The sequence below is a fragment of the Paenibacillus sp. FSL M7-0134 genome (assembly GCF_038007865.1).
Lineage (GTDB): Bacteria > Bacillota > Bacilli > Paenibacillales > Paenibacillaceae > Paenibacillus > Paenibacillus polymyxa_B.
In genome coordinates, this window is record NZ_JBBOXV010000001.1 from 1005543 (window position 1) to 1032397 (window position 26855).

Annotated in this window: 26 protein-coding genes; 12 read left to right on the plus strand and 14 right to left on the minus strand. The window is 42.9% G+C overall.

Features of this window, described 5'->3' with window-relative positions:
- The first annotated feature begins 174 nt into the window (after positions 1–174).
- The 4 genes from NSQ58_RS04365 (at position 175) to gnd (ending at position 5322) form a co-directional block, all read left to right on the plus strand.
- On the plus strand, positions 175–906 hold the full coding sequence (locus tag NSQ58_RS04365) for a GntR family transcriptional regulator (protein WP_341056951.1): 732 nt from the start codon (positions 175–177) through the stop codon (positions 904–906).
- The gene (gene gntK / locus NSQ58_RS04370; RefSeq protein ID WP_341056952.1) at positions 899–2437 is read left to right on the plus strand and encodes a gluconokinase; all 1539 of its coding nucleotides are present in this window, start codon (positions 899–901) and stop codon (positions 2435–2437) included. The genes NSQ58_RS04365 and gntK overlap by 8 nt, the downstream gene beginning before the upstream one ends.
- 27 nt (positions 2438–2464) lie before the next feature.
- Positions 2465–3811, plus strand: a complete 1347-nt coding sequence (locus tag NSQ58_RS04375) for a GntP family permease (RefSeq protein ID WP_023991059.1) — start codon at positions 2465–2467, stop codon at positions 3809–3811.
- A gap of 107 nt (positions 3812–3918) precedes the next feature.
- Positions 3919–5322: a decarboxylating NADP(+)-dependent phosphogluconate dehydrogenase gene (gene gnd, locus NSQ58_RS04380; RefSeq protein WP_075154980.1), complete on the plus strand. Its 1404-nt coding sequence runs from the start codon at positions 3919–3921 to the stop codon at positions 5320–5322.
- A 168-nt stretch (positions 5323–5490) separates the two neighbouring features.
- Here the strand turns inward: gnd and NSQ58_RS04385 are convergent, their stop codons facing one another.
- The 6 genes from NSQ58_RS04385 to NSQ58_RS04410 all read right to left on the minus strand — a co-directional run bounded on the left by NSQ58_RS04385 (position 5491) and on the right by NSQ58_RS04410 (position 11091).
- Positions 5491–6378 (minus strand): class I SAM-dependent methyltransferase, encoded by an 888-nt coding sequence (locus tag NSQ58_RS04385; protein WP_075154981.1) that lies wholly within the window; start codon positions 6376–6378, stop codon positions 5491–5493.
- Positions 6379–6623: 245 nt separating this feature from the next.
- Positions 6624–6995, minus strand: coding sequence for a DMT family transporter (locus NSQ58_RS04390; protein WP_023991062.1), 372 nt, complete (start codon positions 6993–6995; stop codon positions 6624–6626).
- Positions 6995–7546 carry a TetR/AcrR family transcriptional regulator gene (locus NSQ58_RS04395; protein ID WP_053326463.1) on the minus strand — a complete coding sequence of 184 codons (552 nt, stop codon included), beginning with the start codon at positions 7544–7546 and terminating at the stop codon, positions 6995–6997. Before NSQ58_RS04395 ends, NSQ58_RS04390 begins: the two co-directional genes overlap by 1 nt.
- Positions 7547–7786: 240 nt before the next feature.
- Entirely contained in the window at positions 7787–8743 is a 957-nt protein-coding gene (locus tag NSQ58_RS04400; RefSeq protein WP_023991064.1) for an endo-1,4-beta-xylanase, read from the minus strand.
- Between the two features lie 323 nt (positions 8744–9066).
- Entirely contained in the window at positions 9067–10005 is a 939-nt protein-coding gene (locus NSQ58_RS04405) for an alpha/beta hydrolase (RefSeq protein WP_053326464.1), read from the minus strand.
- A 24-nt stretch (positions 10006–10029) separates the two neighbouring features.
- Positions 10030–11091, minus strand: coding sequence for an LLM class flavin-dependent oxidoreductase (locus NSQ58_RS04410; RefSeq protein WP_341056954.1), 1062 nt, complete (start codon positions 11089–11091; stop codon positions 10030–10032).
- A 318-nt stretch (positions 11092–11409) separates the two neighbouring features.
- Between NSQ58_RS04410 and NSQ58_RS04415 the strand changes: the two genes are divergently transcribed.
- From NSQ58_RS04415 to NSQ58_RS04425, 3 genes are all read left to right on the plus strand, one after another.
- A complete protein-coding gene (locus NSQ58_RS04415; protein WP_028540939.1) occupies positions 11410–11991 on the plus strand; it encodes a TetR/AcrR family transcriptional regulator in 582 nt (193 codons plus the stop codon).
- A 226-nt stretch (positions 11992–12217) separates the two neighbouring features.
- Positions 12218–12664 (plus strand): GNAT family N-acetyltransferase, encoded by a 447-nt coding sequence (locus NSQ58_RS04420; RefSeq protein ID WP_023991068.1) that lies wholly within the window; start codon positions 12218–12220, stop codon positions 12662–12664.
- Between the two features lie 403 nt (positions 12665–13067).
- The gene (locus tag NSQ58_RS04425) at positions 13068–14513 is read left to right on the plus strand and encodes a DEAD/DEAH box helicase (RefSeq protein ID WP_076295174.1); all 1446 of its coding nucleotides are present in this window, start codon (positions 13068–13070) and stop codon (positions 14511–14513) included.
- A 63-nt stretch (positions 14514–14576) separates the two neighbouring features.
- Here the strand turns inward: NSQ58_RS04425 and NSQ58_RS04430 are convergent, their stop codons facing one another.
- Complete coding sequence (locus NSQ58_RS04430) at positions 14577–15089, minus strand: HEAT repeat domain-containing protein (RefSeq protein WP_028540941.1); 513 nt, start codon at positions 15087–15089, stop codon at positions 14577–14579.
- 254 nt (positions 15090–15343) lie between these two features.
- Between NSQ58_RS04430 and NSQ58_RS04435 the strand changes: the two genes are divergently transcribed.
- Positions 15344–15934, plus strand: a complete 591-nt coding sequence (locus tag NSQ58_RS04435; protein WP_053326469.1) for an RNA polymerase sigma factor — start codon at positions 15344–15346, stop codon at positions 15932–15934.
- Positions 15895–16962, plus strand: a complete 1068-nt coding sequence (locus NSQ58_RS04440) for a DUF4367 domain-containing protein (RefSeq protein WP_023991072.1) — start codon at positions 15895–15897, stop codon at positions 16960–16962. Before NSQ58_RS04435 ends, NSQ58_RS04440 begins: the two co-directional genes overlap by 40 nt.
- Positions 16963–17054: 92 nt before the next feature.
- On the opposite strand, the gene NSQ58_RS04445 is transcribed toward NSQ58_RS04440, so the two are convergent.
- Positions 17055–17630 (minus strand): histidine phosphatase family protein, encoded by a 576-nt coding sequence (locus tag NSQ58_RS04445; protein WP_023991073.1) that lies wholly within the window; start codon positions 17628–17630, stop codon positions 17055–17057.
- Positions 17631–17819: 189 nt separating this feature from the next.
- Here NSQ58_RS04445 and NSQ58_RS04450 point away from each other — a divergent pair, with 189 nt between their 5' ends.
- Together NSQ58_RS04450 and nudK are read left to right on the plus strand one after the other, a co-directional pair.
- Positions 17820–19004, plus strand: a complete 1185-nt coding sequence (locus tag NSQ58_RS04450; protein ID WP_071558011.1) for a MerR family transcriptional regulator — start codon at positions 17820–17822, stop codon at positions 19002–19004.
- 1 nt (position 19005) lies between these two features.
- Positions 19006–19968, plus strand: coding sequence for a GDP-mannose pyrophosphatase NudK (gene nudK, locus NSQ58_RS04455; RefSeq protein ID WP_068939246.1), 963 nt, complete (start codon positions 19006–19008; stop codon positions 19966–19968).
- 69 nt (positions 19969–20037) lie between these two features.
- On the opposite strand, the gene NSQ58_RS04460 is transcribed toward nudK, so the two are convergent.
- The gene (locus tag NSQ58_RS04460; RefSeq protein WP_341056955.1) at positions 20038–20961 is read right to left on the minus strand and encodes an AraC family transcriptional regulator; all 924 of its coding nucleotides are present in this window, start codon (positions 20959–20961) and stop codon (positions 20038–20040) included.
- Positions 20962–21146: 185 nt separating this feature from the next.
- Between NSQ58_RS04460 and NSQ58_RS04465 the strand changes: the two genes are divergently transcribed.
- Positions 21147–21893, plus strand: a complete 747-nt coding sequence (locus NSQ58_RS04465) for an SDR family oxidoreductase (RefSeq protein ID WP_341056956.1) — start codon at positions 21147–21149, stop codon at positions 21891–21893.
- A 10-nt stretch (positions 21894–21903) separates the two neighbouring features.
- On the opposite strand, the gene NSQ58_RS04470 is transcribed toward NSQ58_RS04465, so the two are convergent.
- The 5 genes from NSQ58_RS04470 to NSQ58_RS04490 all read right to left on the minus strand — a co-directional run bounded on the left by NSQ58_RS04470 (position 21904) and on the right by NSQ58_RS04490 (position 26855).
- Positions 21904–22080 (minus strand): hypothetical protein, encoded by a 177-nt coding sequence (locus tag NSQ58_RS04470; protein ID WP_023991078.1) that lies wholly within the window; start codon positions 22078–22080, stop codon positions 21904–21906.
- A gap of 232 nt (positions 22081–22312) precedes the next feature.
- Complete coding sequence (locus tag NSQ58_RS04475; RefSeq protein ID WP_053326474.1) at positions 22313–23812, minus strand: malate:quinone oxidoreductase; 1500 nt, start codon at positions 23810–23812, stop codon at positions 22313–22315.
- 416 nt (positions 23813–24228) lie between these two features.
- On the minus strand, positions 24229–24495 hold the full coding sequence (locus NSQ58_RS04480) for a hypothetical protein (RefSeq protein ID WP_341056958.1): 267 nt from the start codon (positions 24493–24495) through the stop codon (positions 24229–24231).
- A gap of 205 nt (positions 24496–24700) precedes the next feature.
- Positions 24701–26125, minus strand: coding sequence for an L-arabinose isomerase (gene araA / locus NSQ58_RS04485; RefSeq protein WP_023991081.1), 1425 nt, complete (start codon positions 26123–26125; stop codon positions 24701–24703).
- A gap of 34 nt (positions 26126–26159) precedes the next feature.
- Entirely contained in the window at positions 26160–26855 is a 696-nt protein-coding gene (locus tag NSQ58_RS04490) for an L-ribulose-5-phosphate 4-epimerase (protein ID WP_023991082.1), read from the minus strand.

Below are 26855 nucleotides of genomic sequence, written 5' to 3' on the forward strand. Positions count from 1 at the left end.
ATTGAGTCTAGCATTATATATGAGAAGATCCAAACAGGATCTATGTCTTAATATGCAATTTTCATTTTATGTATCGAGGCGTTACAAAACAAATTTAATGTATACGCTTGCAAATTTAAAATTTCAGATTATAATACCTGTATACAAGTATACTTGATTAATTGAGAAGGTGAAATGATGGTCGAATCAGAATTCCTATATCCCTCCAAATGGCTTTTAAAAGCCTCTGCTGGTGATCGCGTAACATCCGAGCTTAGAATGCGCATTATTTCTGGCGGGATTGAAAGCGGTACCATATTATCCGAAAATAAACTAGCTGCTGATTTCACTGTAAGTCGCTCACCCATTCGTGAAGCGTTAAAAATACTGGCATCCGAAAATATCATTCGATTAGAAAGAATGGGAGCCGTTGTTATTGGCCTATCAGAAAAAGAAATAGAAGAAATTTATGATGTCCGTCTGCTCATAGAATCCTTCGTATTTGAACGTCTTGTAAAGATGGATACTAATGATTTGGCGAAGGAACTTAGTAAAATACTCGAAATGATGAAAGTCGCCGTTAAATATAGTGATGCTGATGAGTTTTCATATCAAGATGTCTTGTTCCATGAAACGATTATTCGTGCAGTCAATCATTCGCATATTCTGATGATCTGGAATAATTTAAAGCCTGTTATGGAAAGTCTCATTCTTTTGTCGATGCGTATGCGTTTCACTGAAAAATATGAAGATTTTACACGGATTATAAACAATCACGAACTTTATATTGAAGCAATCAAAGCAAAAGATAGAGACCTCATGATCAAGTCTTTACATGAAAACTTTGATGATGTTCAAGGTAAAGTAGAAGACCTATGGATGTCACAACAAATGCTATCTAAAGGAGTCGTGCAACAAAATGAATAACTATATGTTAGGTGTAGATATCGGAACCACAAGTACGAAAGCCGTTCTATTTAGCGAAAAAGGCGAAGTCATCCAACAAGAGAATATTGGATACCCGCTTTATACACCGGATATAGCAACAGCTGAACAAAACCCAGAAGAGATTTTTCAGGCTGTTCTGCAAGCCACTTCAAATATAATGAAACATCACTCACAAAAAAAGCTATCGTTTGTTTCATTTAGCAGTGCCATGCATAGTGTCATTGCGATGGATGAAAATGACCGCCCACTGACACCTTGTATTACATGGGCAGATAATCGCAGTGAAGCGTGGGCACATAAAATAAAAGATGAGCTGAATGGCCATGAAGTCTATAAACGAACAGGAACACCCATTCACCCCATGTCACCATTAACAAAAATAGCTTGGATTGTGAATGACCTTCCTGAAACCGCTGTCAAGGTTAAAAAGTATATCGGAATTAAAGAATATATTTTTAAAAAGTTCTTTGATCAATATGTAGTGGATTATTCCCTAGCTTCTGCCATGGGCATGATGAATCTAGAAAAATTAGATTGGGATGAAGAAGCATTAAAAATTGCTGGTATAACCCCTTCTCAATTATCTGAGCTCGTGCCAACAACCAGGATATTTACCAACTGTGATTCAGATTTAGCAAAAAAGATGGGGATCGATCCACAAACATCGTTTGTTATTGGAGCTAGCGATGGAGTCCTTTCTAATCTAGGTGTAAATGCGATACGAAAAGGCGAAGTTGCCGTCACAATTGGGACAAGCGGTGCCATTCGAACCATTATAGACAAGCCTCAAACAGACGAAAAGGGAAGAATATTTTGTTATGCCTTAACAGAAAAGCACTGGGTTATTGGGGGGCCGGTGAACAATGGCGGGATGGTCCTTCGCTGGATCCGCGACGAACTTGCCTCATCAGAAGTGGAAACAGCGAAAAGGCTAGGAATTGATCCATATGATGTACTAACCAAGATTGCTGAACGTGTAAGACCAGGATCTGACGGATTGTTATTCCATCCATACCTGGCTGGTGAACGTGCGCCATTATGGAACCCAGACGTACGTGGCTCATTCTTCGGTTTAACGATGTCACATAAGAAAGAACATATGATTCGCGCAGCCCTAGAAGGAGTCATTTACAATCTGTACACCGTATTTTTAGCATTAACCGAATGTATGGACGGTCCTGTGACCCGAATCCAAGCTACTGGAGGCTTCGCAAGGTCAGCTGTTTGGCGGCAAATGATGTCCGATATATTCGCATCTGAAGTCGTCGTTCCAGAAAGCTACGAAAGTTCTTGTCTAGGAGCTTGTATTTTAGGCCTGTATGCCACCGGACAAATCCAGTCCTTTGAAGTCGTTTCTGAAATGGTTGGCAGTACCAACAAACATACACCAAAAGAAGAAGCGACCAAGGAATATAGGAAATTGCTGCCGATTTTCATTAACCTATCCAGAGTATTAGAAGATGATTATACACGGATTTCCAATTATCAAAGAAGCTTAATTAAACACTAAAAAGATAAAAAGCAGGGGGTAATTACAATGCCATTAGTTATCGTAGCGATTGGAATTTTAGCATTATTAGTTTTAATAATGGGCTTCAAATTGAACACCTTTATTTCATTAATCATTGTATCGTTCGGCGTCGCTTTAGCACTTGGAATGCCATTAGAGGAAATTGTCAAAACCATCGAAGCCGGATTAGGCGGAACCCTTGGTCACTTAGCGTTAATCTTTGGACTTGGAGCGATGTTAGGTAAGTTGATCGCTGATTCTGGCGGTGCTCAACGAATTGCCATGACCCTCGTAGACAAATTTGGTGAAAAAAATATCCAATGGGCAGTCGTAGCTGCTTCATTCATTATCGGTGTGGCGTTATTTTTTGAAGTAGGATTAGTATTGTTAATTCCAATCATATTTGCCATTTCAAAAGAATTAAAGGTTTCTATCTTATATCTTGGTATTCCGATGGTTGCAGCTTTATCCGTAACACATGGCTTCTTACCTCCACATCCAGGGCCAACAGTTATTGCTGGTGAATATGGCGCGAACCTTGGTGAGGTTTTACTTTACGGTTTCATTATTGCCATTCCAACTGTTATTTTAGCTGGACCCGTGTTTACTAAGCTTGCCAAAAAACTCGTACCTGCATCATTTACGAAAACCGGTAATATTGCCTCTTTAGGTGAACAAAAAGTATTTAAATCCGAGGAAACTCCGGGATTTGGTATCAGTGTATTTACTGCAATGCTTCCTGTTATTTTAATGTCTATTGCTACGGTTATTACTTTGCTTCAAAAAACAATGGGATTTGAAGATAGCAGTTTACTAGCAGCGATCCGTTTTATTGGTGATGCATCAACTTCCATGTTAATTTCCTTACTGGTAGCTGTCTACACCATGGGAATAGCACGGAAAATTCCAATCAAAAATGTAATGGCATCTTGTACAACGGCTATTACTCATATTGGGATGATGCTCTTAATCATTGGGGGTGGCGGCGCCTTCAAACAAGTACTGATTAATGGCGGCGTAGGTGACTATGTGGCTGAATTATTCAATGGAACTACATTATCACCCATCTTGCTTGCCTGGATCATCGCTGCAATATTACGTATTTCCTTAGGTTCTGCAACTGTTGCAGCTTTAACAACCGCTGGTTTAGTTATTCCGATGTTAGGACAATCCGACGTTAATCTTGCTTTAGTTGTGCTTGCAACGGGAGCGGGTAGTTTAATAGCTTCACATGTTAACGATGCTGGTTTCTGGATGTTTAAAGAATATTTTGGTTTAAGTATGAAAGAAACATTTGCAACATGGACATTGCTTGAGACCATCATTTCTGTAGCTGGATTAGGATTTATTTTAGTACTAAGTTTATTCGTATAAACCATGATTCCTGGGCGGTAGATCCCCCACTTATTTCCCTTAGAGTTTTCTAAGCCTATAAGTGAGGATCTACGGCCTATTCATTTCAAATAAAAGGAGCAGAAAAAATGTCCAACACAATTGGTGTCATTGGTTTAGGGGTAATGGGCCGTAATATCGCTTTAAACATGGCTGGTAAGGGTGAGCAAGTCGCTGTCTATAATTATACGAGGGATTTAACGGATGATCTTGTTAAAAAAAGTGAAGGTCACTCCATCCATCCTTACTACGAAATTCAAGATTTTGTTTACTCCTTAAAAACTCCAAGGAAAATCTTCCTTATGGTAACAGCGGGCAAACCGGTCGATTCGGTAATAGGTACATTAGTACCCTTCCTTGAAGCAGGCGATGTGATCATGGACGGTGGTAACTCCCATTACAAAGATACGGAACGTAGATATGATGAATTGAAGTCAAAAGGAATCGGTTATTTAGGAATCGGTATTTCCGGCGGCGAAGTCGGGGCTTTAAATGGACCTTCGATCATGCCTGGTGGAGATAAAAACGTATATGAAAAAGCAGCTCCTATTCTAACAAAAATAGCAGCCCAAGTGGACGCAGACCCTTGCTGTGTTTATATGGGTCCAAAAGGGTCCGGTCACTTTGTAAAAATGGTACATAACGGAATCGAGTATGCAGATATGCAATTAATCGCAGAAACCTATACATTTTTAAGAAAAAGGTTACGTTTATCTGTGAATGAAATTGCTGATATCTTTGAAATATGGAATCAAGGGGAGCTAAAAAGTTATTTAATCCAAATCACAGCAGAGATTTTACGGAAAAAGGATGATGTAACAGGCTTACCACTAATTGATGTGATTCTTGATAAAACAGGGCAAAAGGGCACTGGTAAATGGACAAGCATTCAAGCAATTGACAATGGGATCCCATCATCCATTATTACAGAGTCATTGTTTGCCCGTTACATCTCCTCTTTAAAAGAAGAACGAGTTTATGCAGAAAATATTCTAACAGGACCAGGGATTGACCAGCGAAGTTTAGATAAAGATGTGTGGATTGAGTACATTAGACAAGCTTTTTATATGGGTAAAATTTGTGCCTACGCGCAAGGATTTATACAATATAAAATGACTTCTGAACTTTACGGATGGAATTTACCTTTAAAGGATATTGCCCTTATTTTCCGTGGTGGTTGCATCATTCGTGCCGAATTCTTAAACGTAATAAGCGAAACATATCAAGAACAGCCGAATTTGGCTAATCTATTAATCGCCCCGTATTTTGCTGAAAAGGTTAAAGAGTATCAAAAAGGATTACGAAAAGTTGTCTGTGAGGGTATTAATTCTGGTACTTCGTTTCCATGTTTAAGTGCTTCACTTACTTATTACGATAGTTACCGGACAGGCATTTCGAATGCTAACCTTTTGCAAGCACAAAGGGATTATTTTGGTGCCCATACTTATGAACGAAGTGATGTAGCAGGTTTCTTTCACACAAACTGGCAGTGATCCATAGCCGTAGTAAATCTCCAGAGCCCTAATGAAGTGGTTCTTCCCTTCATTAGGGCTCTTATTTTGAATACATTTTCCCCACAATGCTCTTGTGTCTATATTATGTAACAGACGTTGAGATTCTGAAGGGCAAGGGGAATAAATAGAAGCTACATGACAAAACGATTAATACATGTGCTGATTCTTTATACGGACCAGAACTTTACCAAAGCGTCCTCCTTGCTGAACAGGAATTCTCTTTCCTGCGTACGTCCTTCTTAAATAAGTTTCGGCCTTCTGTAATGACTGTTCATCTGTCGGCATCCCGAAGAATGAGAACCAGCCTAATGTATGTTTTACCGCCTCGTCCACCGACATCATTACCGTTTGGGTTTCACGAGTAATCAGGGTTTGAAAAGAATAGCCATATATATTTAATAGTTGGATGATATATGCCATATCTGACGTTTGTACTAGGTCCTCTTTTATTCCGACTACAGGGCGCAATTCCTGAATCAGACTATGCTCCTTAGGCCCAGCACTCGTACTGATGTAACAAAACTGGCTGGCACAGGCGAGCGCCTTCTCTACCATTTCCCAACCGAAAATGGCTGGACACATGGATGCAAACACCAGATCAAATTTGTTTTTCCATCCGTTCGTCTCAATAGATAACTCCTCAAATTGTTCCCGTACGATTTTAATGTTTTCCTTTATCGATGGCTTAATACTCTCTTCCATTAAGGCTGTCAACGGTCCTGAGGGCTCAACGGCAGTAACATTTGCCCCTTCCTCTGCAAAAGGAATACTGAAGACACCCGAGGCAGCACCAATATCTAGGATAGAGGAGTCTTTAATGGTAACTCCCTGTGTCCTTAGCCATCCCATAATTCTGGCTGTTCTTTTTATTCCCTCTTCATTAAATGCCTGCTTGTGGAAGCTTCTTGCCCTTGCCATATCATCAAACGAATGAGCCGGTACCGTTCCCGCTCTAAGCATTCGATTTACACCAGCTTCCGGATCGTTTATCCAAGCAGCCTTCCATACTTCGGGATCAAATAAAGACTGGGTCATTAATTAGACTTCCCTTCTACTAATTAGATTTTAAAGTCTACTAATATCTACACCTTGCTTCCGTATGGTGGTAAATATGAAACACCCTACAATCGACATTATAGACTTATTATATCTGCAATTCAATCAAAAAAATTTAAATGACTAAAAATTCATACCCTCACGCCGTGCGGCACAAGAACTTTCTCGACGAATGCCCTTATGCCTTCAAGCGTGTTTATATCCTCGGTCCGAAAATCTTTATCTCATTTTTGAACGATTGAACCCGTTGCTTCTGTTGTAGCTTTTGCCTCACCATGTCCTGCACCAAATAGGTTCAGTACCACCACGCCAATAACAATTAAAGCAATACCTGCGATACTTCCTGTATTGATTTTTTCTTTCCAAATCAATACTGAAATAAGCGTTGTAGCAACAGCCCCTACACCTGACCAGATGGCATAAGTCATATTTAAAGGAAGCGTCTTAAGGGATAGAGAGATAAAGAAGAAAGAGATCACAAACGCAACAATTGTGAATAGAGTCGGATACAATCTGGTAAAACCTTCTGAAGCTTTAAGCATTGAAGTTCCAATAAGTTCACCAACAATAGAGATTGCCAAGAAAAGATAAGCCATTATTCATTCTCCTTTATATATGTCTTCAATTCTTCCATCATTTTTTGCCTCATTTCCTCATTAGGAGGAGCAAGCCCAAACATTTCGGCAAACCACAAGCCGTCTATAGCTAATCGGACTATCGTGGAACGAACGGGATCCAATTCGTCGTTTTCAATTTTGTTTTGGATATTCTCATACTCGTCCTGAAGTAACTTTAGCATTTGAGGGTTCGTAAACTGTGCTGCTGAAAGAGCGGTATACAGGTCACTTGCATTCCGATCGCCAGAAAATGATGTATTCATATAAGCGCGAGTCCATCTTCCTTTGGAATGCATATCGTTTTCTGCTCTCTCATTAAATTCGGAGACAAAGTTGGTCGATAGTTGCTCAACCATTCCCAAAACCAATTCATCCTTATTCGGAAAATGGTAAAGCAATCCTCCTTTACTTATTCCCGCTTTCTTAGCCACCGCTTCTAACGTTAACTTCTCTACTCCTTCTTCGTGCACAATCATGGAGGCCGCTTTAAGAATTAATTCTCTTTTTAATGTTTTTTTAGTTGTATTCATATTGATCACCCCCCTTTACTATACCGTCCAGACGGTTTTATTTCAAGTGGGTTAAAGTTATAGATTGGGTATGTAAGCCTAATTGAGTTAGATTAGGTTTTGATACGTTAGGTTTAAGCTAAATAAAAAGAAGCCTTGGGCGTATAACATTTCAGCCAAGACTTCGTCAAATAAACATCTACCCAGCCCAGATATTTGGGAAAATTTCGCATCTGTTGGGTTTTAAGTGCCACCTATAGCTTAACTCTGCACATATTGTCTCAGCCATTGGAGTGCGGGACGTTCCGTGCCATTTGAGTTCAGCAGATGTGTATTCGATATCCAGGTTTGCCCCTGAATGTATCCCCAGAGCGTAACTCCCTTCACCGCGGAATGCTTCCATAATACCGGAAATTTCTCCTTGTATCTGGCAAGCTGGGTGTTGTCGTCGCCAGTTATATCCAGTTCCGACACATAGATTGGCAATCCTGTTGCCGCCAGTTTGTTCAGTACAGTGTTCATCGTGTTAACTGAAACAGTGTCCATGCTAAACTGGTGGCATTGAATACCAATTCCGTCAATCAGGCCTCTGCTCTTGAGCTGATTAATAATATTGACATATTGGTCGGTTAACGAGGGATCGTTGATAATTCCATATTCATTAATCATCAGCTTGGCATTCGGGAAAGCTTGTCTGGCCTGTTGGAATGACCATATGACCCAATCCCATCCGGTCGATCCGTCACCTCCTATGGCATTGCGGAAGGATGGCTTCTGATGCAGGGGCTCATTCACCACATCTACAAACTCCGCATTCGGATAGCGTTGACCTGCTGCTTTAATCCACTGGGTCACTTCCGCCTTCTGATCAGCAGCCGACAGTCCGCTAATCCAACCTGGCTCCTGAGCACCCCATACCAATGTATGGAACTTGAACGGGAAGCCATTGTTACGGGCATAATTGTAGGCGGTATCCGCCTGCGACCAGTTCATGTTGTTACGACTGCCTTCAACCGACCCCCATTTGGTCGAATTCTCTGGCGTCACCTGGTTCCAGTATGTTCCGAAACTTGCAGGGACACTTCCAGCAATGATATTCCCGAGGAATTTGCCACCGTTCGCCATACTGGCACTAGCCGGGTTTATCAGAACTGATGATAACAACACACCCGCCAACGCCAAGCTGCTTACCAACTTGCCCACTTTAAATTTCGACATACAATCTCCTCCTCATACGTATAGTTTTTTAATATCCTCGCCTCTAAATAAATCGCTTACATTTCCAATTATAAGAATGAAAGGTTATTATCCGCTACATGTAAAAGTAAAGATTTTACCCGAAAAACTTTACATCATTGCGGGGCGACTGAACACCTGATGCTCCTTTAACACATCGTTTCGGTTAAAATCTAGCCTCGTATCAAACGACAAAAAAGATTACTGCAAAAAGTGATATGCTCCCCTTACAGTAGCAAGTTTTATTATTTAACCTGTCTACTTTTTTGGAAGCATATCACTTTGGAGACTGCCCATTTAATAGTTTAAGAATTAAGGGCTCGTGCAATTGCATCTACATAACTTTGGCTAGCACGTTGGCTTACTTCTGCTTGCGGAACCATCCCCTCAAAGTTGTGGAATGTGCCGGGATACAGATGGAATTCAACGTCTACCCCAGCTTGGGCAAGGCGTGTCACATATTCAATCGTCTCATCTCGGAACAGATCGAGCTGGCCAATGCACGTATAGGTCGGCGGTAGCCCAGCCAAGCATTCCGCTCTCGACGGCACAGCGTATAGGGACACCTCGGTGTCTTCAGTACGATCCCCCAAGTACATGTTCCAGGCCGCCAAGTTGTTCTTCCGGTTCCATGGTGCGTTATCGGCCGTAATTTCATGACTTGACGCCGTAATACTACGGTCATCGATCATCGGATACAGCGGCATTTGGAAAATGAGGGCTGGCCCGCCTTTGTCACGGGCCATTAAAGCAAGTGCTGCGGTCAGACCGCCGCCCCCACTTGCTCCGGCAATTGCGACTCGATCTAAGTCGATGCCCAGCAGCTCAGCTTCATCGGTCATCCACGTCAAAGCGGCATAACAGTCATCGATGGCAGCTGGGTAGGGATGCTCGGGAGCAAGTCGGTAATCGACCGATACGACGACGCATTTGGCCGCCTGCACGAAGCGTTCGCACAAAGCATCGTCCATATCAGGATGCCCCATCACATAGCCTCCCCCGTGAATCCACAGCATGGCCGGAAGCCTAACGTCAGTTCGCTGGGCAGGTTCGTAGATTTTAACTAATATCTCGCCTGCTACGCTCGGAATCATCCGGCTTGTCGTGCGTACGTGCTCCGACTGCTCAATGGGAGGACTCGATAAATAGCTTCTACTCAGTTCTAAATTTTCTTCCAATTGAAATCCAGGAAATTGTGCAATTACCGACCTAAATTCTGGGTACAAACGATTTTCAAAATCCATGTGAATCACTCCTATGTTTGGTTTTTATAATCTTTTTTCCGTCTCCGCTTCCCACTGGGCTATTTCCTTCCGAACTCGGGGTGCTACCTCTGTTCCCAGCAGCTCAATGGCTTTCATCACCTCGGCATGCGGCATTGTACTTAACGGAACATACAGCATAAAGCGTGTAACACCTACATGTTTGCGAAGGTGAATGATCTTCTGGGCAACAGTCTCAGGATCGCCAACATACAGCGCACCTTCAAAGCTGCGCGCGGCATCGTAGCTAGAACGATCATAATGCGCCCAGCCCCGCTCCCTGCCTAATCTATTCATACCTGCCATCGTAGAAGGGAAATATGTATCTGCAGCTCGTTCATTATTCTCTCCAACAAATCCTATCGAGTGCGATCCAACCTTAAGCTGCGATTCGTCATGACCAGCGTGCGCTGCTGCCTTCTTATAAAGCTGTACAAGCGGTGCAAAATTCATCGGATTTCCACCAATGATCGCCAACATCAAGGGCAGTCCTAACAGACCTGCACGGATAGCAGAATCCTGCCTGCCCCCGCTGCCAACCCATATCGGTAAAGGATTCTGAACCGGCCGTGGATACACACCCAAATTGTTAATCGCTGGCCGATGTCTGCCTTTCCAGGTTACTTTTTCGGACTCCCGTATTTTAAGAAGCAATTCCAAATGTTGTTCAAACAGCTCATCATAGTCTTCCAAGTCATAGCCAAACAGTGGAAAAGATTCAATAAAGGAACCTCGGCCCGCCATAATCTCCGCACGTCCATTCGAAATACCATCCAGCGTAGCAAAATCCTGAAAAACGCGAACGGGATCAGCTGAAGAAAGCACTGTGACTGCACTGGTCAGCCGAATCCGTTTCGTCTGCGCTGCAGCCGCTGACAGCACAATTGCTGGTGAAGATGCCGAATAATCCTTCCGATGATGCTCACCTACCCCAAACACATCAAGTCCCACTTGATCAGCAAGGATAATTTCCTCGACAACTTCGCGCAATCGCTGTGCGTGACTTATCACTTCACCTGTCTGAACGTCAGGCTTTGTTTCTACAAACGAAGTAATACCTATCTCCATGGTCCATCTCTCCTATTCTAATAGCTTTCTTTGTATGACAATCAAATACCGATAAAATATCATACCGATCGGTAATATATTTTTCCCAGTAAATATAACTCATTAAAAAGAATACTGTCAATAAATATAGTAAAAATACTTTGTTTTATCCTCATACTGATATCTCCTTGGTGCGATAAACCAATCTGCATTTGACAATATAACGGGCTAATTATAAGATAATAACATACTAATTGGTACGCAAATAAAAAACCCTGACAATTATAATCAGAGTTATTGAGTTAAGAATAAAATTACGAGCAATGAGAGGTATTGATTATGGGACGAATCCGCGAATTTGACGAAGATAAAGTATTAGATGCAGCAATGCAAATATTTTGGGAGAAGGGATATGAAGCTACCTCACTGAGTGATTTAACTTCCAGAATGGAAATTCAACGACCTAGTATATACTCCACTTTTGGAGGCAAAAAAGAATTGTTCGAAGCTGCGCTGCGCAAATACATGATGTCCCGTGCTTCTCTGATCCGAGCCAAACTTCAAAGCAAACCATCTGTAAAAGAAGCATTTCGAGCTTTTTTTGAAGGTGTGGTAGATGAGGAATATACAGAAAACCCTAGAAAAGGATGCTTTTGCATCAATACAATGGTTGAACTTGCACCTCATGATGAGAAATTTGAAATTCTTACAAGGGAACATCAAATGTACCTATCGGTTATATTTCAAGAAACCATTGAACGAGGTATACAATCAGGTGAGCTTGAGATCGGGCTCAATGCGAAGGCTGTATCACAGGCGCTAGTCGTATCGTTAATTGGACTGACCGTAATGATAAAATCTCGTCCAGAACGATCATTTATTAATAACACGATAGAGGTGACACTTACACTTCTTAAGTAATTCGGAGTAAATTCAATTTTAACGAATGGGTGTATTCTCGATGCACATGTCCCTCAGCGCAACAAAGACTGCCGGATACATTTCCTCGGCAGCCTTTGTTGCGCTCATATTACATACTTCTTCGCATTTACATGAGTTCAAAAGATTCTTTCACTGATCTTAATTTTGCATATATATACTTTACGATGTATATTAATTCAAAACTAATGAAAAGGGAGTACATCTAATGTCATTTTTAATAAGAAACGCTAAGCCTGATGATTTAAACAATTTAACCGAGTTAATGTATGAATACATCGTTGGTTTTTATCAAAACCCTAGGCCACCTATCGAAAAAATTCATAATTTGATTCAAACCCTTTTTGAGCAGCAAAACGGTATACAATTTGTGGCGGAACAAAATGGAGAATTAATCGGCTTTGCTACATTATTCTTTACCTTTAGCACGATGAAAGCAGACAAAATCACCGTTATGAACGACCTATTTGTATTGGAACCATTTAGAGATACAGAAGTAGAATCACAGCTTTTTTTAGAATGTCAAAAGTACTCACAAAATCATGGGTATGCTCATATGACCTGGATAACTTCTACTGAGAATAAACGCGCTCAAATTTTCTTTAAAAAGATGGATGCTGTCCAAGGGAGAAATTGGGTTCACTTTTCATCGTAACAATACTTTTGATACGGTTTTCCGCGCTAACGGCAGTTCAAAGGGCACCCGATTGGGTGCCCTTTGTTCGTAACACATGTTTTCACGCATGCGGATATGGAAATGCCGATACAATTGAAGATAAGTAATTCTCCATGAAATTGTTCAACGTAGATCCATATGGGGTAAAGTTTGTTGGTCGTTAAATTGCGAAATAGCTCAGTCGACCAACACATCAGATGCCATACACAAGAAAATGGACGAGCCCTTCGTTAAACGCTCCAAGGATACGATTAGACAAACAGTAACATGGATATGTATTAGAGTAAGCCTGGATATAGAGTATACTAGATGAGTATAAGTTCGATACACGATGACATTATATATGTAATGGTATTCAAATACAGCGCAGAAGAGGTTGAAAATGAGTCAGAAGCATTTTACAGATTACGCATTAAGTGAAGAAATTGTAAGAGCGCTCAATAGCTTGGGCTATGAGACGCCAACAGAGATTCAAACGGAAGTTATTCCTGTTGCGCTTGAGAAGAAGGATCTTGTCGCCAAATCGCAAACAGGTAGCGGCAAAACAGCAGCATATGGTATTCCACTTTGTGAGCTAGTAGATTGGAATGAGAATAAGCCCCAAGCTTTAATCCTGACGCCAACCCGTGAACTCGCATTACAGGTCACCGAAGACATCACGAATATTGGACGCTTTAAGCGGATAAAAGCAACGCCCCTTTATGGAAAACATCCTTTTCATATCCAAAAGGCTGAGTTAAAACAAAGAACGCATGTGGCTGTAGGTACGCCAGGACGTGTACTGGACCATATCGAACGAGGCACGCTATCGTTAGATCGGATTGCCTACCTCGTGATTGATGAAGCTGACGAGATGCTGAATATGGGCTTTATCGAGCAAGTCCAGTCGATTATTCAAGCGCTGCCTAGTGACCGGGTTACCATGTTATTCTCCGCTACTTTTCCTGAGGATGTAGCCAGACTGTCACACAAGTATATGAACGATCCTGTTAGAATTGAGATTAAAGCGACTGGCATAACGACCGCTACAATTGATCACTCTCTTATTCAGGTGAAGGAGTCAGACAAGCTGGCACTACTGCAAGATCTGCTCATTGTTGAGAATCCTGACAGCTGCATTATTTTCTGTCGTACGCAGGAGAATGTAGATACATTATTCAGAGCATTGGCTGATCTCGAATATCCATGTGATCGCATTCATGGTGGCATGGAGCAAGACGAGCGATTTGAGGTAATGAATGCATTCAGAAGGGGTCAATTCCGTTACTTGATTGCGACAGATGTCGCCGCCAGAGGGATTGATATCACGAATATCACCCATGTCATTAACTACGATATTCCCCTTGAGAAGGAAAGCTATGTTCACCGCACAGGACGTACGGGACGTGCTGGAAAAACAGGGAAAGCCATTTCCCTCATCACTCCTAAGGATGGCAGAAGATTAGTTGATATTGAAGCATATATTGGATTCGCGATTCCGCAGGTAAAGGCCCCCTCAGAAGAGGCTGTTGATCTCCGTAGAGAAGATTTTGAGCAGAAACTGCATGTAAAAACCGCACTCAAAAAAGATAAGCGCGAGCAATTAAACCAACAGATTATGAAGCTGAACTTTAACGGCGGTAAGAAGAAAAAACTCAGAGCTGTCGACTTCGTGGGGACCATCGCTAAGCTTGACGGAGTCACCGCAGATGATATCGGAATCATTACGATTCTGGATTATGCGACAGATGTTGAGATTCTGAATGGTAAAGGTCCACTGGTGCTTGAAATTATGAAGAATACGACCGTAAAGGGTAAGCTGTTAAAGGTACGCAAAGGGAATAAGTAGAAGATACGCTGCATTAAAGAGGGTGAGGCAATCCCGCCCAGCATAGCCGATGGTTTTCGTTAGCTATACGGGCGGGATTGCCGAGTTTATCTCTTGATCATTTAATTCATCTTTCCATTTTTTCTGCAATGCAATTAATGCCCTTCTTCTGACATATTCGTGCTCATCATTCGAGAGCTTAGACAAAAGACTATTTACTTCATCCCTCATTCCTTTTACTTCACCTAATCCATAGGCTATTTGCCATCTGGCTTCGTAATCAGAGTATGTAATTGCACTGTAGGCTAAAGACAAAAATATTTTGGGTTGTACAATTAACAACTGCAATACATTCTCAACTTCATTATCCCTTGCCAGTGTATATAAGATCAGTTCATAAACTTCTGTCTGCCATTCAGCTAATGAAGTATGTTCTAACACTTCCTCAACAGCATTATAAAGCTTATCCCAATAAAGATAATTCGTTTCCCATTCTCCATGTTTTTCAGCTATGCTAGCTCCCCATTGTTTGAATGTTATGACTTGCTCTTGAAGAGTGCGGAATAAAGCATTTTCTCTATTATCATAAAACCCCATTTTCCATCTCCTTTTTTCTTTACAATCTATTTCCACTTTTTTGATAGGTATATTTTATCATTCTATTTATTTCCACAATAAAAATTCAAGCTCTATGAAACCAACAACGTTGGTGATAATTGTTCTGCTTTATCGTATTCTCTTAGAGAGTTGATTTAATACTTAAAAAATTTTAGAAAAGGTGTCCCTTTCGGTCCTCTTCATTTGTTATACAGATATAGTTTTCTTTTTAATCAGAGGGGGTGCCTAAATCTTTGAATGAGGAAATCGAATATAGAATTAAACGGGTCCAAGCTGGCGAGATCCAGGATTACGCCTACATTGTAAAGGAGTATCAGCGTCAGATTTTTGTGTACTGCTGGCGGATATTAGGAAGTGAGCAAGAAGCGGAAGAGGCTGTACAGGATATTTTCGTTAGTGCTTTCGAGAAAATCAGTATGTACAAGCCCACAGTGGGCTTCTCCTCCTGGCTGTATAAAATGGCTTATCATCACTGCCTGAACCTGATTCGCAGGAAGAAATTACAGCGCAAATTTAAAATGACCCTGTTCACCTCAACTAACATGACTTCAGACAGTGCTGCGCAGGTTATGGAACGTCAGCTTTTCAGTGAACCGCTGAGCCGGGCATTGGACCAACTGAATGCAGAGGAGCGAAACCTGTTGGTGCTGCGCATCTTTGAAGAAAAATCGTTTGGAGAAATCGGGGAAATTATGAACAAAAGCGAGGAAGCGATCAAGAAAAAATACGGCAGAACAAAAACAAAGCTCAAAAAAATGATGGAGCCCATAGAGGAGGACCCAAAATGCGTGAATTACAAGACAGAACTCAGGAACAAGGCCTGAAATACACCGATCTAAAAGACAGAGGCTTAAAAAACATGGACATGCTGACAGAACCAGAGAGTGTCCTAAAAATCCAAGCTTTTGACGTCTCTGATAAAGTGATGGAACAGGTCTACCAAAAGGCGAAATCCAAAAAGGGACTCATTGTAAAAATGCGTCTTCAGCCGCGCATCACCGCTCCTATCATGATCTTGCTTTTTGTATTGAGCGCCTCTGTGACTGGATACGCCGCTTCGCAATATCTGGAATTCCGTAACAGTAAAGGCGATGTCGTATTAAATACCGCCAAAACACCAGCCGAAACGGACGCTTCCAAAACGTATACAACCACCTACACACAGTGGAACGAAGAGGTGACAGACCGTCTACAGCCTGGAGAGTATGCCGCCTATTACGTTAAGGACGATTCTATGAATCAACAAAATTCGTCTAATCCCGTCCTGTTTGCCTACAAACCGACTGAACTTTCTAGCTTCAGCAGTCTGCAGGATGAAATCAAGCGGACAGAAGCTCCGCTGTTGCATAGTCCCACTCATCTGCCGAATGGCTACCGGTTTGATTTCGGATACGTCTACCCAGTCGCTGCATATCCTGGGATGATGAACAAAGAGGAATATCGGGCTTTAACGGATAAACTGACGCAACAGGCTAAAGCTGCACCGAAAGGTGAAAATCTGTTTATTCAAAAGCTGAGCTGGGACAAGTCAGACTTCACCCTCGCCCGGTATGCGAGAGGAAATGACTATGTAAATATCGCCGTCACCAAATACGCTCCCGAAGTCACAAAGACGACCGTGATGCAAAATGAACAGGATTCGGCTGAGGAACTGATGATTAAAGGAACCAAGGCCTATTACATCAGAGCAAGCGAAACAAGCAAGCCCTTGGAGGTAGGAAAAAATCGACTGGGATGGCTCGATGAAAAAAGACGGTTACACTACAACATATCTGATAACCAGGACAGCCCGCTGAGCAAAGAAGACCTGGTAAAAATAGCTGAAGATTTGCTTAACGGTTCGCCGCAATAGCTATAAAAGAAAAGTTTCGAAGAGAGACCATCCCTTTTTTAAGGGTGGTCTCTCTTTGAAGAATAGTCCTTATACCTTTTCCTCACAAACTATTACGGCATGTTCCACAATCTTTTTACCTCAACTAATTCCTGATCATTGAATTCCATTCTGTATACGTCTGGTTTGGATGTGTGTAGTAAAAAATTCAAATCATACTGCTTGTCATAATACTCCATCATTAAAGTCATTACAGCTCCATGAGTGCCTAATGCGACTTTCTGTCCTCGGTAGATTTTTAGCAATTCCTTTAAGACTGTTATACTTCGGTTCTGACAAACTGCATTAGACTCTCCTCCCGTTAAAGCAAAGTTGGGATCAGAAAATGACTTATCTAACAAAGGGAATAATTCATCATCGGGGATTCGGTTATCTTCACTAGAAAAAATTCTTTCTTTAAGATCCTCGAATATTAAAACTTCTTGTCCTGAGCATTGAGCTAATTCTTGAATGGTTAGGATTGCCCGTTGATATGGACTTGAAACGAAAACCTCGATCCCCTCTCCTCTCAATAATTCAGTTATTTGAAAAGCATCTGACTTGCCTTTATCAGTCAAACCTCTTGTTCTTTCATTTCCTTCCGTCTTCGGTGATTCGCCATGTCTCACCATGTAAATGAAAGTTTTCATAGTAGCCTCCATGAAGAGCTGATGAATTTTTATTACATGATATTCGTGACTAACTACCAAGTTACCTTTTGCTAGGGTGGTTTTCTCTTGTTTCTTATTGCATAAATTTTTCTTGAAGGTGACGTTACGTCATTTGCTATACTGACTGAGAACGACATGCTAGAGCAATCAATTGGATGTGAGCAATGGATGGACAAAGAGAACTATCTGACGACAGGACAGCTTGCCAAACGTACAGGGATAACGGTCAGGACATTGCGATATTACGACCAAATTGGACTTCTGAGTCCAGGAGGTCATCGCACTGGATCCATAAGACTGTACAACATGAAAGATATGGAAAGACTACAGCGAATTCAGATGTTGAAGTATCTAGGGTTATCGCTTCAAACAATAATGGACATTTTAGATGCAGAGTCGCCATCCAACGGAGAGATCAGACACTCGTTGCAAGCACAACTCGATGTTTTACAAAAGAAAATTGCTCATACAGAGCACGTAGTACATGCAATACGAGATGCTATGGAAATGTCGGCTTATGGCTCCGATTGGAACCATTTGGCGGATGTTATTCAAACCGTGCAGAGTGAGCAAAATTGGGGGGAGCAATATCGGACGGCGAACCGCCTGCAAACGCGGATACATCTTTACGACAAGTACAGTACGAATCCCCAAGGCTGGCATCGTTGGATCTTTGAACAACTGGAGGTGCAACCGGGAGCCCACATTCTCGAGTTGGGCTGCGGCGACGGGACCTTTTGGATAAGAAACGCCGAACGAATTCCAAGCAGCTGGCGTATCACGCTTACCGATATGTCAAGCGGGATGGTGGAAGAAGCACGTTGTCGCTTGGGAAGCAACAATCCGCAGTTTAAGTTTTTATCTGTTGACGCGCAACAGATCCCATTCCATGAAGAGCAATTCGATATGGTTATCGCTAACAACATGCTGTACCACGTGCCGGACATCCCTAGAGCAATCCGCGAGATGCACCGTATCTTAAAGCAAGGAGGTGTAGTATGCACCTCTACAATGAGCACTCAACACCTACAAGAGGTCGAACACTTGGCGGTTTCGTTCGATCCTGAGCTTCATGTGTTGGATCATGCTATTAAACGGTTCCACCTGGATAACGGAGGGGACTTGCTGTCTTCTTGCTTTTCCGATCTTCGGTTGCTTCGATACGAGGACTGCCTGTTGGTCGACGAAGCGGAACCCCTGATCGAATATATAATCTCGACTCCGATGAACGCAAGAGAGCGACTTGTCGGAGCGGCTATTGACAAGTTTCGAGACCACGTCAATCGGCTTCTGCAGCAGAACGGAACTCTCGAAATGACTAAAGAGAACGGAATCTTTCTAGGGAGGAAATGAGATGAAGTCACAACAGTATCACCCAAGAGTACGGATTGTAAAAGAGGAGCTTCTATCGGATAACTGGTACATCTTAAATAAGGTCACATTCGAGTTTGAAAAAAATAATGGACAATGGGAGACACAATCCCGTGAAGTGTACGATCGCGGCAACGGCGCAACGATCCTGCTCTATAATCGGCACAAACAAACCGTTGTACTGACCAGACAGTTCCGGATGCCTACTTATCGGAACGGCAATGAAACTGGGATGCTTATCGAAACCTGTGCAGGACTACTCGATAAAGAAACACCGGAAGAAGGTATTCTTCGGGAGACGGAGGAGGAGACGGGATACCGTATCAACCGTGTGCAGAAAGTTGGCGAGGCCTATATGTCACCGGGCTCCGTTACCGAAATCCTGCACTTCTATGTAGCCGAGTATAGTGAAGATATGACAACGGGTGGCGGTGGTGGCCTTGAGGAGGAGCAGGAAAACATTGAAGTAATGGAACTCCCGTTTGCTCAAGTGCTAAACATGGTCGAAAGCGGCGAGATTCGTGACGCCAAGACGATAATGCTGCTCCAATACGCTCAGATCCAAGGACTCTTGAAAGTGAAATCGAAACCGCTTCATATCCTTATCGCAGGCCCGTATCGATCTGGAACGAATGATGATCATGTATTAATTGAGAAGAACGTCAACTACATGAATGAAATTGCTCTTCAAGTTTACGAGGCTGGTCATATGCCGGTGCTGGGGGAGTGGTATGCTTTGCCCCTTATCGCGACAGCTGGTTCCACTGCTTTGGGAGACGAGACTTTTAACAGAATCTTTCATCCGTCTTCCATTCGCCTGCTTGATTGCTGTAACGCCGTGCTTCGAGTTGGAGGACCTTCTCAGGGTGCCGATGAAATGGTAAGGGTGGCGAAAGAGAAAGGATTGTTGATTTACGAACGGCTCGACGAACTTCCGTTGGTGTGATATATCCTCTTTGACCAGACCAAAGACAACTTGCTCTGGGCCTCCTCCACGGATCACCCGAAGAATCTCTCAATCAACTGAGACACTAAGGGAATTGCGCAAATGTTTAACATCACTCATTGGTGGACGCCCAAACATGCGTCCATATTCCCGGCTGAACTGCGAAGGGCTCTCATAGCCAACGCGAAAGCCTGCATTGGCGGCTTCCACTCCCTCCGAGAGCAGCAAGCGGCGTGCAGTCTGCAGTCGAATGGCCTTCTGATACTGGAGAGGACTTATAGCCGTTACCTTTTTAAAATGCTTGTGTAAGGAAGAGGCGCTCATGTTTACTTCCTTCGCCAATTCTTCGATCACAAGAGGCTTAGAGTAATCGCGGGTTATCAGATGGATCGCTTTGGAGATGCTATGTGCATAGCTACCAACTACGGCAAATTGCCTGATTAAAGCCCCCTGCTCACCTTGTAATACACGATAAAGGATCTCGTGCGTGATAAGCGGCGCAAGAAACTGAATATCCGCAGGCGTATCCGAAAGTCTGACAAGCCGAAGTAGCGCATCAAGCAGCAGAGGGTCAAATTGGCTCACCAGTATGCCGCGTCCAGTCTTTACGGTACATTGAGGAGGACTCTTCTTGATAATGTCCAGGATGACGTCTGGACTAATGGATAATTGAAGACTTAGATAAGGGAGCTCCGACGAGGCCTGAGTTATTTTACCAGTTACGGGAAGCTGAACTGATGTGACCATGTAAGTTGTTGAATCGTACACATAGTTTTCTCCAGCCAGCATTGCTGTCTTTGAGCCTTGTGCAACCACGTACAGGGAGGGCATATGGACCGTATGATTCAGCTCGGACACATCGCTTGCACGTCTGAAATAAAGTCCTGGCACAGACGAGACAAACGTACCATCCGAAGACGCATGTTGATGAATTAAATGAATCAGTTCTTTTAGATTCGTAGAAATATCAGAGGGGGGAGGAGACGAAATCATTCATGCTTCACCGTCCTTTCCGTTGAACGCTAATATTGATGTGCTAATTATATGCACGCCGAATAGGATTAGGCAAGAATTGGACTTGATCGGTCTACCTGTCTCAATCGAATTCTACTTAAAATTTACTTGCAAGGCCAACAAAGGGCCTAAGGCAAATAGATTAGAGGAAGAGGGATTGGGCTATGCATTTGGAAGGAAGAATAGAGAACAAAGTCGTCGTGATTACAGGTGCAAGCAGCGGAATTGGAGAAGCAACAGCACTGTTGCTTGCCGAGCGTGGGGCAAAAGTCGTGCTTGGAGCGCGTGGAGCGGATCGCCTTGAAGCGCTGGCGACACGCATTTCAAATGGAGGTGGCGAAGCTGTTTATGCACGCACTGACGTGAGACGGCGCGAGGATCTGTGCAACCTCGTTAATTTGGCTTGCGAACGGTACGGGAAGCTGGATGTTCTCGTCAGCAACGCTGGCGTTATGCCCATTTCCCCTCTCGAAGATCTGTGTGTCGAGGACTGGGAGGACATGATTGACGTCAACATTAAAGGGGTTTTGTACGGTATAGCCGCAGCGTTGCCTATCTTTCATAAGCAGGGTTCCGGACACTTCGTGAACATCGCTTCTGTAGCAGGACATAAGACTGTGCCGAACCAGTCGGTCTACTCCGGTACGAAGTTCGCTGTGCGCGCCATCTCAGAGGGGTTGCGCCAGGAGGCTGGTGACAAGCTGCGCGTGACCATCATTTCGCCTGGTATTGTGCAGACGAATTTCACGGAGGGTATGACCAATCCCGCATTGAGAGATCAACTCGCTGCCATCCGGGATAAACTAGCCATGACACCGGCCGCGGTAGCCCGCGCAATTGGATTCGCAATTGAACAACCGGATGATATTGATGTGAACGAAATCGTGATCCGCCCAACCGCACAAATGTAACATAAGTGCTTTACCCTGGAAGCTGATCATCCATGTAATTAAATCCGCCCGTTGGACCACCCTCCGGCAGGGTCGCCAGTCGGACCGCCATTTTCGCTACATCCTCCACCGACAGCTCTGTCTTTTCTCCGCCCATCCGTTTTAACCAAGCCGGGGTAGCAATCCGCTGCACCAGTTTATTGGACAACTGGAACTGAATAGAGCCTATAGCGCTCTACATAATTACTGTGATCACTGTAGCAGACACCGAAAATGCAGAAGGATTGCAAAATTTTGTATTGTTAAGCAAGCATTTTAGCGGTGGGAATTCCTTCCCACCGCTTGGTGTTGTTATTTATTCAACTTTAAAATATATCGTAAGATTACTGCACATTTTATTAAAGAGTAGTGGGATGATCCAGTTACCAGCCATGCAAAAATTAACGATGAAGCGGTTCTTTTTCGCCCAGTCCCAGCACCTCCGTTGTGGAATCGTAAATTTCTTGGTAAAGCTCTGGGTTTTCCGCTAGTGACACCCCATAAGAAGGAATCATCTCTTTTATTTTTGGTTCCCACTCTTCCATATGTTGTGGGAAGCATTTTTCCAATACTTCCAGCATAACGTGAACAGCAGTAGAAGCACCCGGAGAAGCGCCGAGCAGTGCAGCTACCGAACCATCAGCGGCACTAACCACCTCCGTACCAAATTGAAGTGTTCCTTTACCGCCCTCCGTATCTTTGATCACCTGCACACGTTGACCCGCTACCACAATCCCCCAGTCCTCGATTTTGGCGTTCGGAATAAACTCGCGTAATTCTTCCAGACGCTTTTCATTCGATAACATTACTTGCTGGATCAGATATTTGGTCAATGCCATCTCTTTTGCGCCTGCGGCCAACATCGTGATGAGATTATTGGGTTTTACAGAACCGATCAAATCCAAATTTGAGCCCGTTTTCAAGAACTTCGGTGAGAAGCCAGCAAACGGCCCAAATAGCAGTGCTTTTTGGTTACCGATGTATCTTGTATCCAGATGCGGAACAGACATGGGAGGAGCACCAACCTTAGCTTTACCATATACTTTTGCATGATGCTGGGCGACAACCTTAGGATTGTTACATACCATAAATAGTCCACTTACCGGGAATCCCCCGATATATTTGGACTCAGGAATACCAGTTCGTTGTAGCAAAGGTAGACTTCCACCGCCACCACCGATAAAGACAAATTTGGCATTATGGTATTCGATTTTACCGTTGTCCAGATTATGGACTTTGACTCTCCACGAGCCGTCGCTCGCACGTTTAATATCCTTTACACTATGCTTGTAATTGATGTCGACGTTTTTACTTTTTAAATGCTCAAACAACATGCGTGTTAAAGCACCAAAGTTGACATCTGTTCCAGAGTCGATTTTGGTTGCCGCGATTGGTTCATTCAATGTACGGCCTTCCATAATCAACGGAATCCATTCCTTCAGCTTTTCAGGGTCGTCGGAAAATTCCATGCCTTGAAACAGAGAAATAGTTGAAAGCGCTTTAAACCTTTTTTTCAAAAAAGATACATTTTTCTCTCCTGTTACCAAACTCATATGAGGTATTGGTTTGATAAAGTCCTGTGGATTACGAATCAAATTGCTGTTTACAAGAAAAGACCAAAACTGTCTTGAAAGCTGAAACTGCTCATTAATGTCTACAGCTTTACGAATATCTATAGATCCGTCAGCTTTCTCGGATGTATAGTTCAGTTCGCACAGTGCAGCATGGCCTGTACCTGCATTATTCCATTCGTTAGAGCTTTCTTCTCCCGCGTTTGCGAGTTTCTCAAACACTTGAATTTCCCACTCCGGTGCTAACTCTTTCAGCAATGATCCCAGAGTCGCGCTCATGACTCCGGCACCGATTAAGATAATGTCTGTTTTTTTCTGAATGCTATTCATAAAAACCTTCCTTATCTCTTATATTTGCAAAAAAGAGCAGGCCCTCCTGCTTAGATGATACAAGAAGCAAGGCTCCACTCAGGAACATATCTTTTCTGTCTCTATTATAACTAAAATATAATCTTTTAAAAATTATATTGTCTATTATCTGATAATTATAAATCATTTCTGCTAAAAAGTGAGAATTTTCTTTGCAGAAATAATAAGAATTGATCTCAACACGCTGTATTATTTGAGCTTCACTTACTAGCAATAATAACAGACACCAAAAAAGCGTTTAGAAGCAAATGATGTAGAGTACAGATTTCCAATGATCGAATCAACAGTCCATGTATATGAAAAATTCGGTAAAATATGTCTTTACGGGATAGGCCCTTTCTAATTGCACTAACGTTTTCTGGAATGAGCTTCACGGTTTATAAATGCTTCATCATAATATTCAAAACGGTCTGTTGTTGATTCTCCCAAGCATAATCGGAGTTATCCATAATAAATGATTGAAAAGGGAGTTGCTCAATGATTTGCAATTCTAGCTCACGTCGATGTTCAAGGAACTGAATATATCCTTCGTACCCGTGCAAGCCCTTCCTCTTTCCATAATCTTGCTCCGTATGGTACCAAATCGCGAAATCTAACCATTCTTGAGATCTCATTGTTTTAACTCGCTCAATCGTCTCACGCACATTCGGTTGCTTCAAATAGAACAAAATTGGACATAGTATCACATCCTTATGAATTAAATGATTACCTTAAGGAGAAACCAATTATCCCGTTATATCGCCAGATAGCTTAGGAACCTTCCCATATCTATACATTCTTAGAAAACTAATAAAAAGCACTGGGTCCTGAGGACTGACCCAATGCTTTTAGTAGATGACTATCTTCTAGTTACTTAATAATTACGTATTCCAGGTTAACCAGTTTTGCATAAGTAACAATTTGGTCTGTGGTTAGATTCAAGGAAACCACGGTATGGTGACCACCGCCGTTCTCAATCCATGCTTTAACCCCATCTTGGAAGTTTGGCTTCACGTTCCACAGTACACGGGCCACTGGAAGATTTGGAGCAGGAACTGTCGGTTCAAATGCAGTAACCTCATTGATCAGCAGTTTATAATGCGTGCCAAAGTCAGCCATGGAAACAACTACACCGTCTCCTGCCTTGCCGTCAAACACCAGACGGGCTGGATCTTCACGATCGCCGATACCTAACGGTGAAACGATGATTTTAGGCTTGTTGCTTGCCAACGTTGGGTCAACTTCAAGCATATGGGATTGAAGGATCGATTCCTGACCAGCCGCCAATTCATAGGTGTAGTCTTCCATAAAGCCAGTGGATTGGTTATGGCTCATTACTTTAAGCAGGCGATCGAGCGCTGCCGTCTTCCAGTCCCCTTCACCGGCGAAGCCGTATCCTTGTGCCATCAAACGTTGAACGGCAAGACCAGGAAGCTGTTTCATACCATAGAGGTCTTCGAAGTTCGTAGTGAAGGCAGTATAGCCGCCATTATCCAGGAACCGTTTAAGGGCAATTTCATAGCTTGCTTGCACTCTTACGCTGGCTTCCCAAGCTTCCTTGCTGTAAGTACCATAATCAAATTCATAGAGTTCGGAGTATTCTGCAAACAAAGCATCAATCTCTTCTTCTTTCACAGCATTGACGTACTGAACAAGGTCGCCAATTCCGAAGTAGTCAACGGTCCATCCAAATTGAATTTGGGCTTCGACCTTATCGCCTTCCGTAACGCCAACGTTACGCATGTTGTCGCCAAAGCGGGCAACTTTGATATTGAAGCTTTCGTTATAAGCAACCGCTACATCCATCCACTCTGCGATTTGCTTCTGCACTTCCGCACGTTCCCAGTACCCTACGACCACTTTATTCTGTTTCTTCAGACGGGCATTGATGAATCCATATTCACGGTCACCATGAGCTGCCTGATTGAGGTTCATGAAGTCCATGTCAATCGTAGCCCAAGGAATACTTTCATTGAACTGTGTAGCAAGATGAAGCAGCGGCTTTTGCAGCAATTTAGTACCACGAATCCACATTTTTGCAGGTGAGAAGGTATGCATCCACGTGATGACACCGGCAACCTCGTCGCGATAGTTGACTTCTTTCATAAGGCTAGTAATTTTGTCTGCACTAACCGCCAGATCCTGCAATACAAGCGGATAAGGCAGAACGCCACTCTTATTTAAGGCATCGGTCATTTCTTGTGCGTGTGCTTTAACTTCTGCTAATGCTTCTTCGCCATACAGATGTTGTGAACCTACGACAAACCAGAACTGTTTTGTACCTACTGTTGACATCATTCATCCTCTTTTCATAATTTTTTAGTTTATATTACTTTTGCCCGTAGTACGCGTCTTTCCCATGTTTGCGTAAATAGTGTTTATCTAGAATGCGTTGCGGCAATTCTTCAGCAAAATGATTCAATTCTCGTGCGAATAAATTCATTTTCGAAACTTCTTCCAACACGACGCTATTCATGACTGCCGATTTTGCATCTTTCCCCCAAGTGAAGGGAGCATGACCCTTAAGCAGAACACCCGGCACTGCTAAAATATCCAGCCCGCGCTGCTCAAAAGTTTCGATGATGACACGGCCAGTTTCCGCTTCGTAACCACGATCAATCTCCTCTTGTGTCAAGAAACGGGCGCAAGGAACAGAACCATAGAAGGTGTCTGCGTGAGTAGTCCCCATTACAGGTACATCCAGGCCTGCTTGAGCCCAAATCGTTGCCCAAGTCGAATGCGTGTGTACAATACCGCCGATCTCTGCATAATGCTTATAAAGTACGGCGTGAGTCGGTGTATCTGATGAAGGTCTCATTTCTCCTTCAACAACATTGCCATCAAAATCAACAACCACCATATCGCTAGGTTTCATCGTGTCATAACTAACACCACTAGGTTTGATAACGAATAAGCCGCTCTCACGATCAACAGCGCTTACGTTACCCCAGGTGTATTTCACGAGTCCATGTTTAGGCAAATCCAGATTGGCTTGATATACTTCTTCTTTCAGTTGCTCTAACAC

Coding starts and splice junctions, on each gene's coding strand:
- NSQ58_RS04365 (WP_341056951.1), top strand. CDS start 175: ATGATGGTCGAATCAGAATTCCTATATCCCTCCAAATGGCTTTTAAAA.
- gntK (WP_341056952.1), top strand. CDS start 899: ATGAATAACTATATGTTAGGTGTAGATATCGGAACCACAAGTACGAAA.
- NSQ58_RS04375 (WP_023991059.1), top strand. CDS start 2,465: ATGCCATTAGTTATCGTAGCGATTGGAATTTTAGCATTATTAGTTTTA.
- gnd (WP_075154980.1), top strand. CDS start 3,919: ATGTCCAACACAATTGGTGTCATTGGTTTAGGGGTAATGGGCCGTAAT.
- NSQ58_RS04385 (WP_075154981.1), bottom strand. CDS start 6,378: ATGACCCAGTCTTTATTTGATCCCGAAGTATGGAAGGCTGCTTGGATA.
- NSQ58_RS04390 (WP_023991062.1), bottom strand. CDS start 6,995: ATGGCTTATCTTTTCTTGGCAATCTCTATTGTTGGTGAACTTATTGGA.
- NSQ58_RS04395 (WP_053326463.1), bottom strand. CDS start 7,546: ATGAATACAACTAAAAAAACATTAAAAAGAGAATTAATTCTTAAAGCG.
- NSQ58_RS04400 (WP_023991064.1), bottom strand. CDS start 8,743: ATGTCGAAATTTAAAGTGGGCAAGTTGGTAAGCAGCTTGGCGTTGGCG.
- NSQ58_RS04405 (WP_053326464.1), bottom strand. CDS start 10,005: ATGGATTTTGAAAATCGTTTGTACCCAGAATTTAGGTCGGTAATTGCA.
- NSQ58_RS04410 (WP_341056954.1), bottom strand. CDS start 11,091: ATGGAGATAGGTATTACTTCGTTTGTAGAAACAAAGCCTGACGTTCAG.
- NSQ58_RS04415 (WP_028540939.1), top strand. CDS start 11,410: ATGGGACGAATCCGCGAATTTGACGAAGATAAAGTATTAGATGCAGCA.
- NSQ58_RS04420 (WP_023991068.1), top strand. CDS start 12,218: ATGTCATTTTTAATAAGAAACGCTAAGCCTGATGATTTAAACAATTTA.
- NSQ58_RS04425 (WP_076295174.1), top strand. CDS start 13,068: ATGAGTCAGAAGCATTTTACAGATTACGCATTAAGTGAAGAAATTGTA.
- NSQ58_RS04430 (WP_028540941.1), bottom strand. CDS start 15,089: ATGGGGTTTTATGATAATAGAGAAAATGCTTTATTCCGCACTCTTCAA.
- NSQ58_RS04440 (WP_023991072.1), top strand. CDS start 15,895: ATGCGTGAATTACAAGACAGAACTCAGGAACAAGGCCTGAAATACACC.
- NSQ58_RS04445 (WP_023991073.1), bottom strand. CDS start 17,630: ATGAAAACTTTCATTTACATGGTGAGACATGGCGAATCACCGAAGACG.
- NSQ58_RS04450 (WP_071558011.1), top strand. CDS start 17,820: ATGGACAAAGAGAACTATCTGACGACAGGACAGCTTGCCAAACGTACA.
- nudK (WP_068939246.1), top strand. CDS start 19,006: ATGAAGTCACAACAGTATCACCCAAGAGTACGGATTGTAAAAGAGGAG.
- NSQ58_RS04460 (WP_341056955.1), bottom strand. CDS start 20,961: ATGATTTCGTCTCCTCCCCCCTCTGATATTTCTACGAATCTAAAAGAA.
- NSQ58_RS04465 (WP_341056956.1), top strand. CDS start 21,147: ATGCATTTGGAAGGAAGAATAGAGAACAAAGTCGTCGTGATTACAGGT.
- NSQ58_RS04475 (WP_053326474.1), bottom strand. CDS start 23,812: ATGAATAGCATTCAGAAAAAAACAGACATTATCTTAATCGGTGCCGGA.
- araA (WP_023991081.1), bottom strand. CDS start 26,125: ATGTCAACAGTAGGTACAAAACAGTTCTGGTTTGTCGTAGGTTCACAA.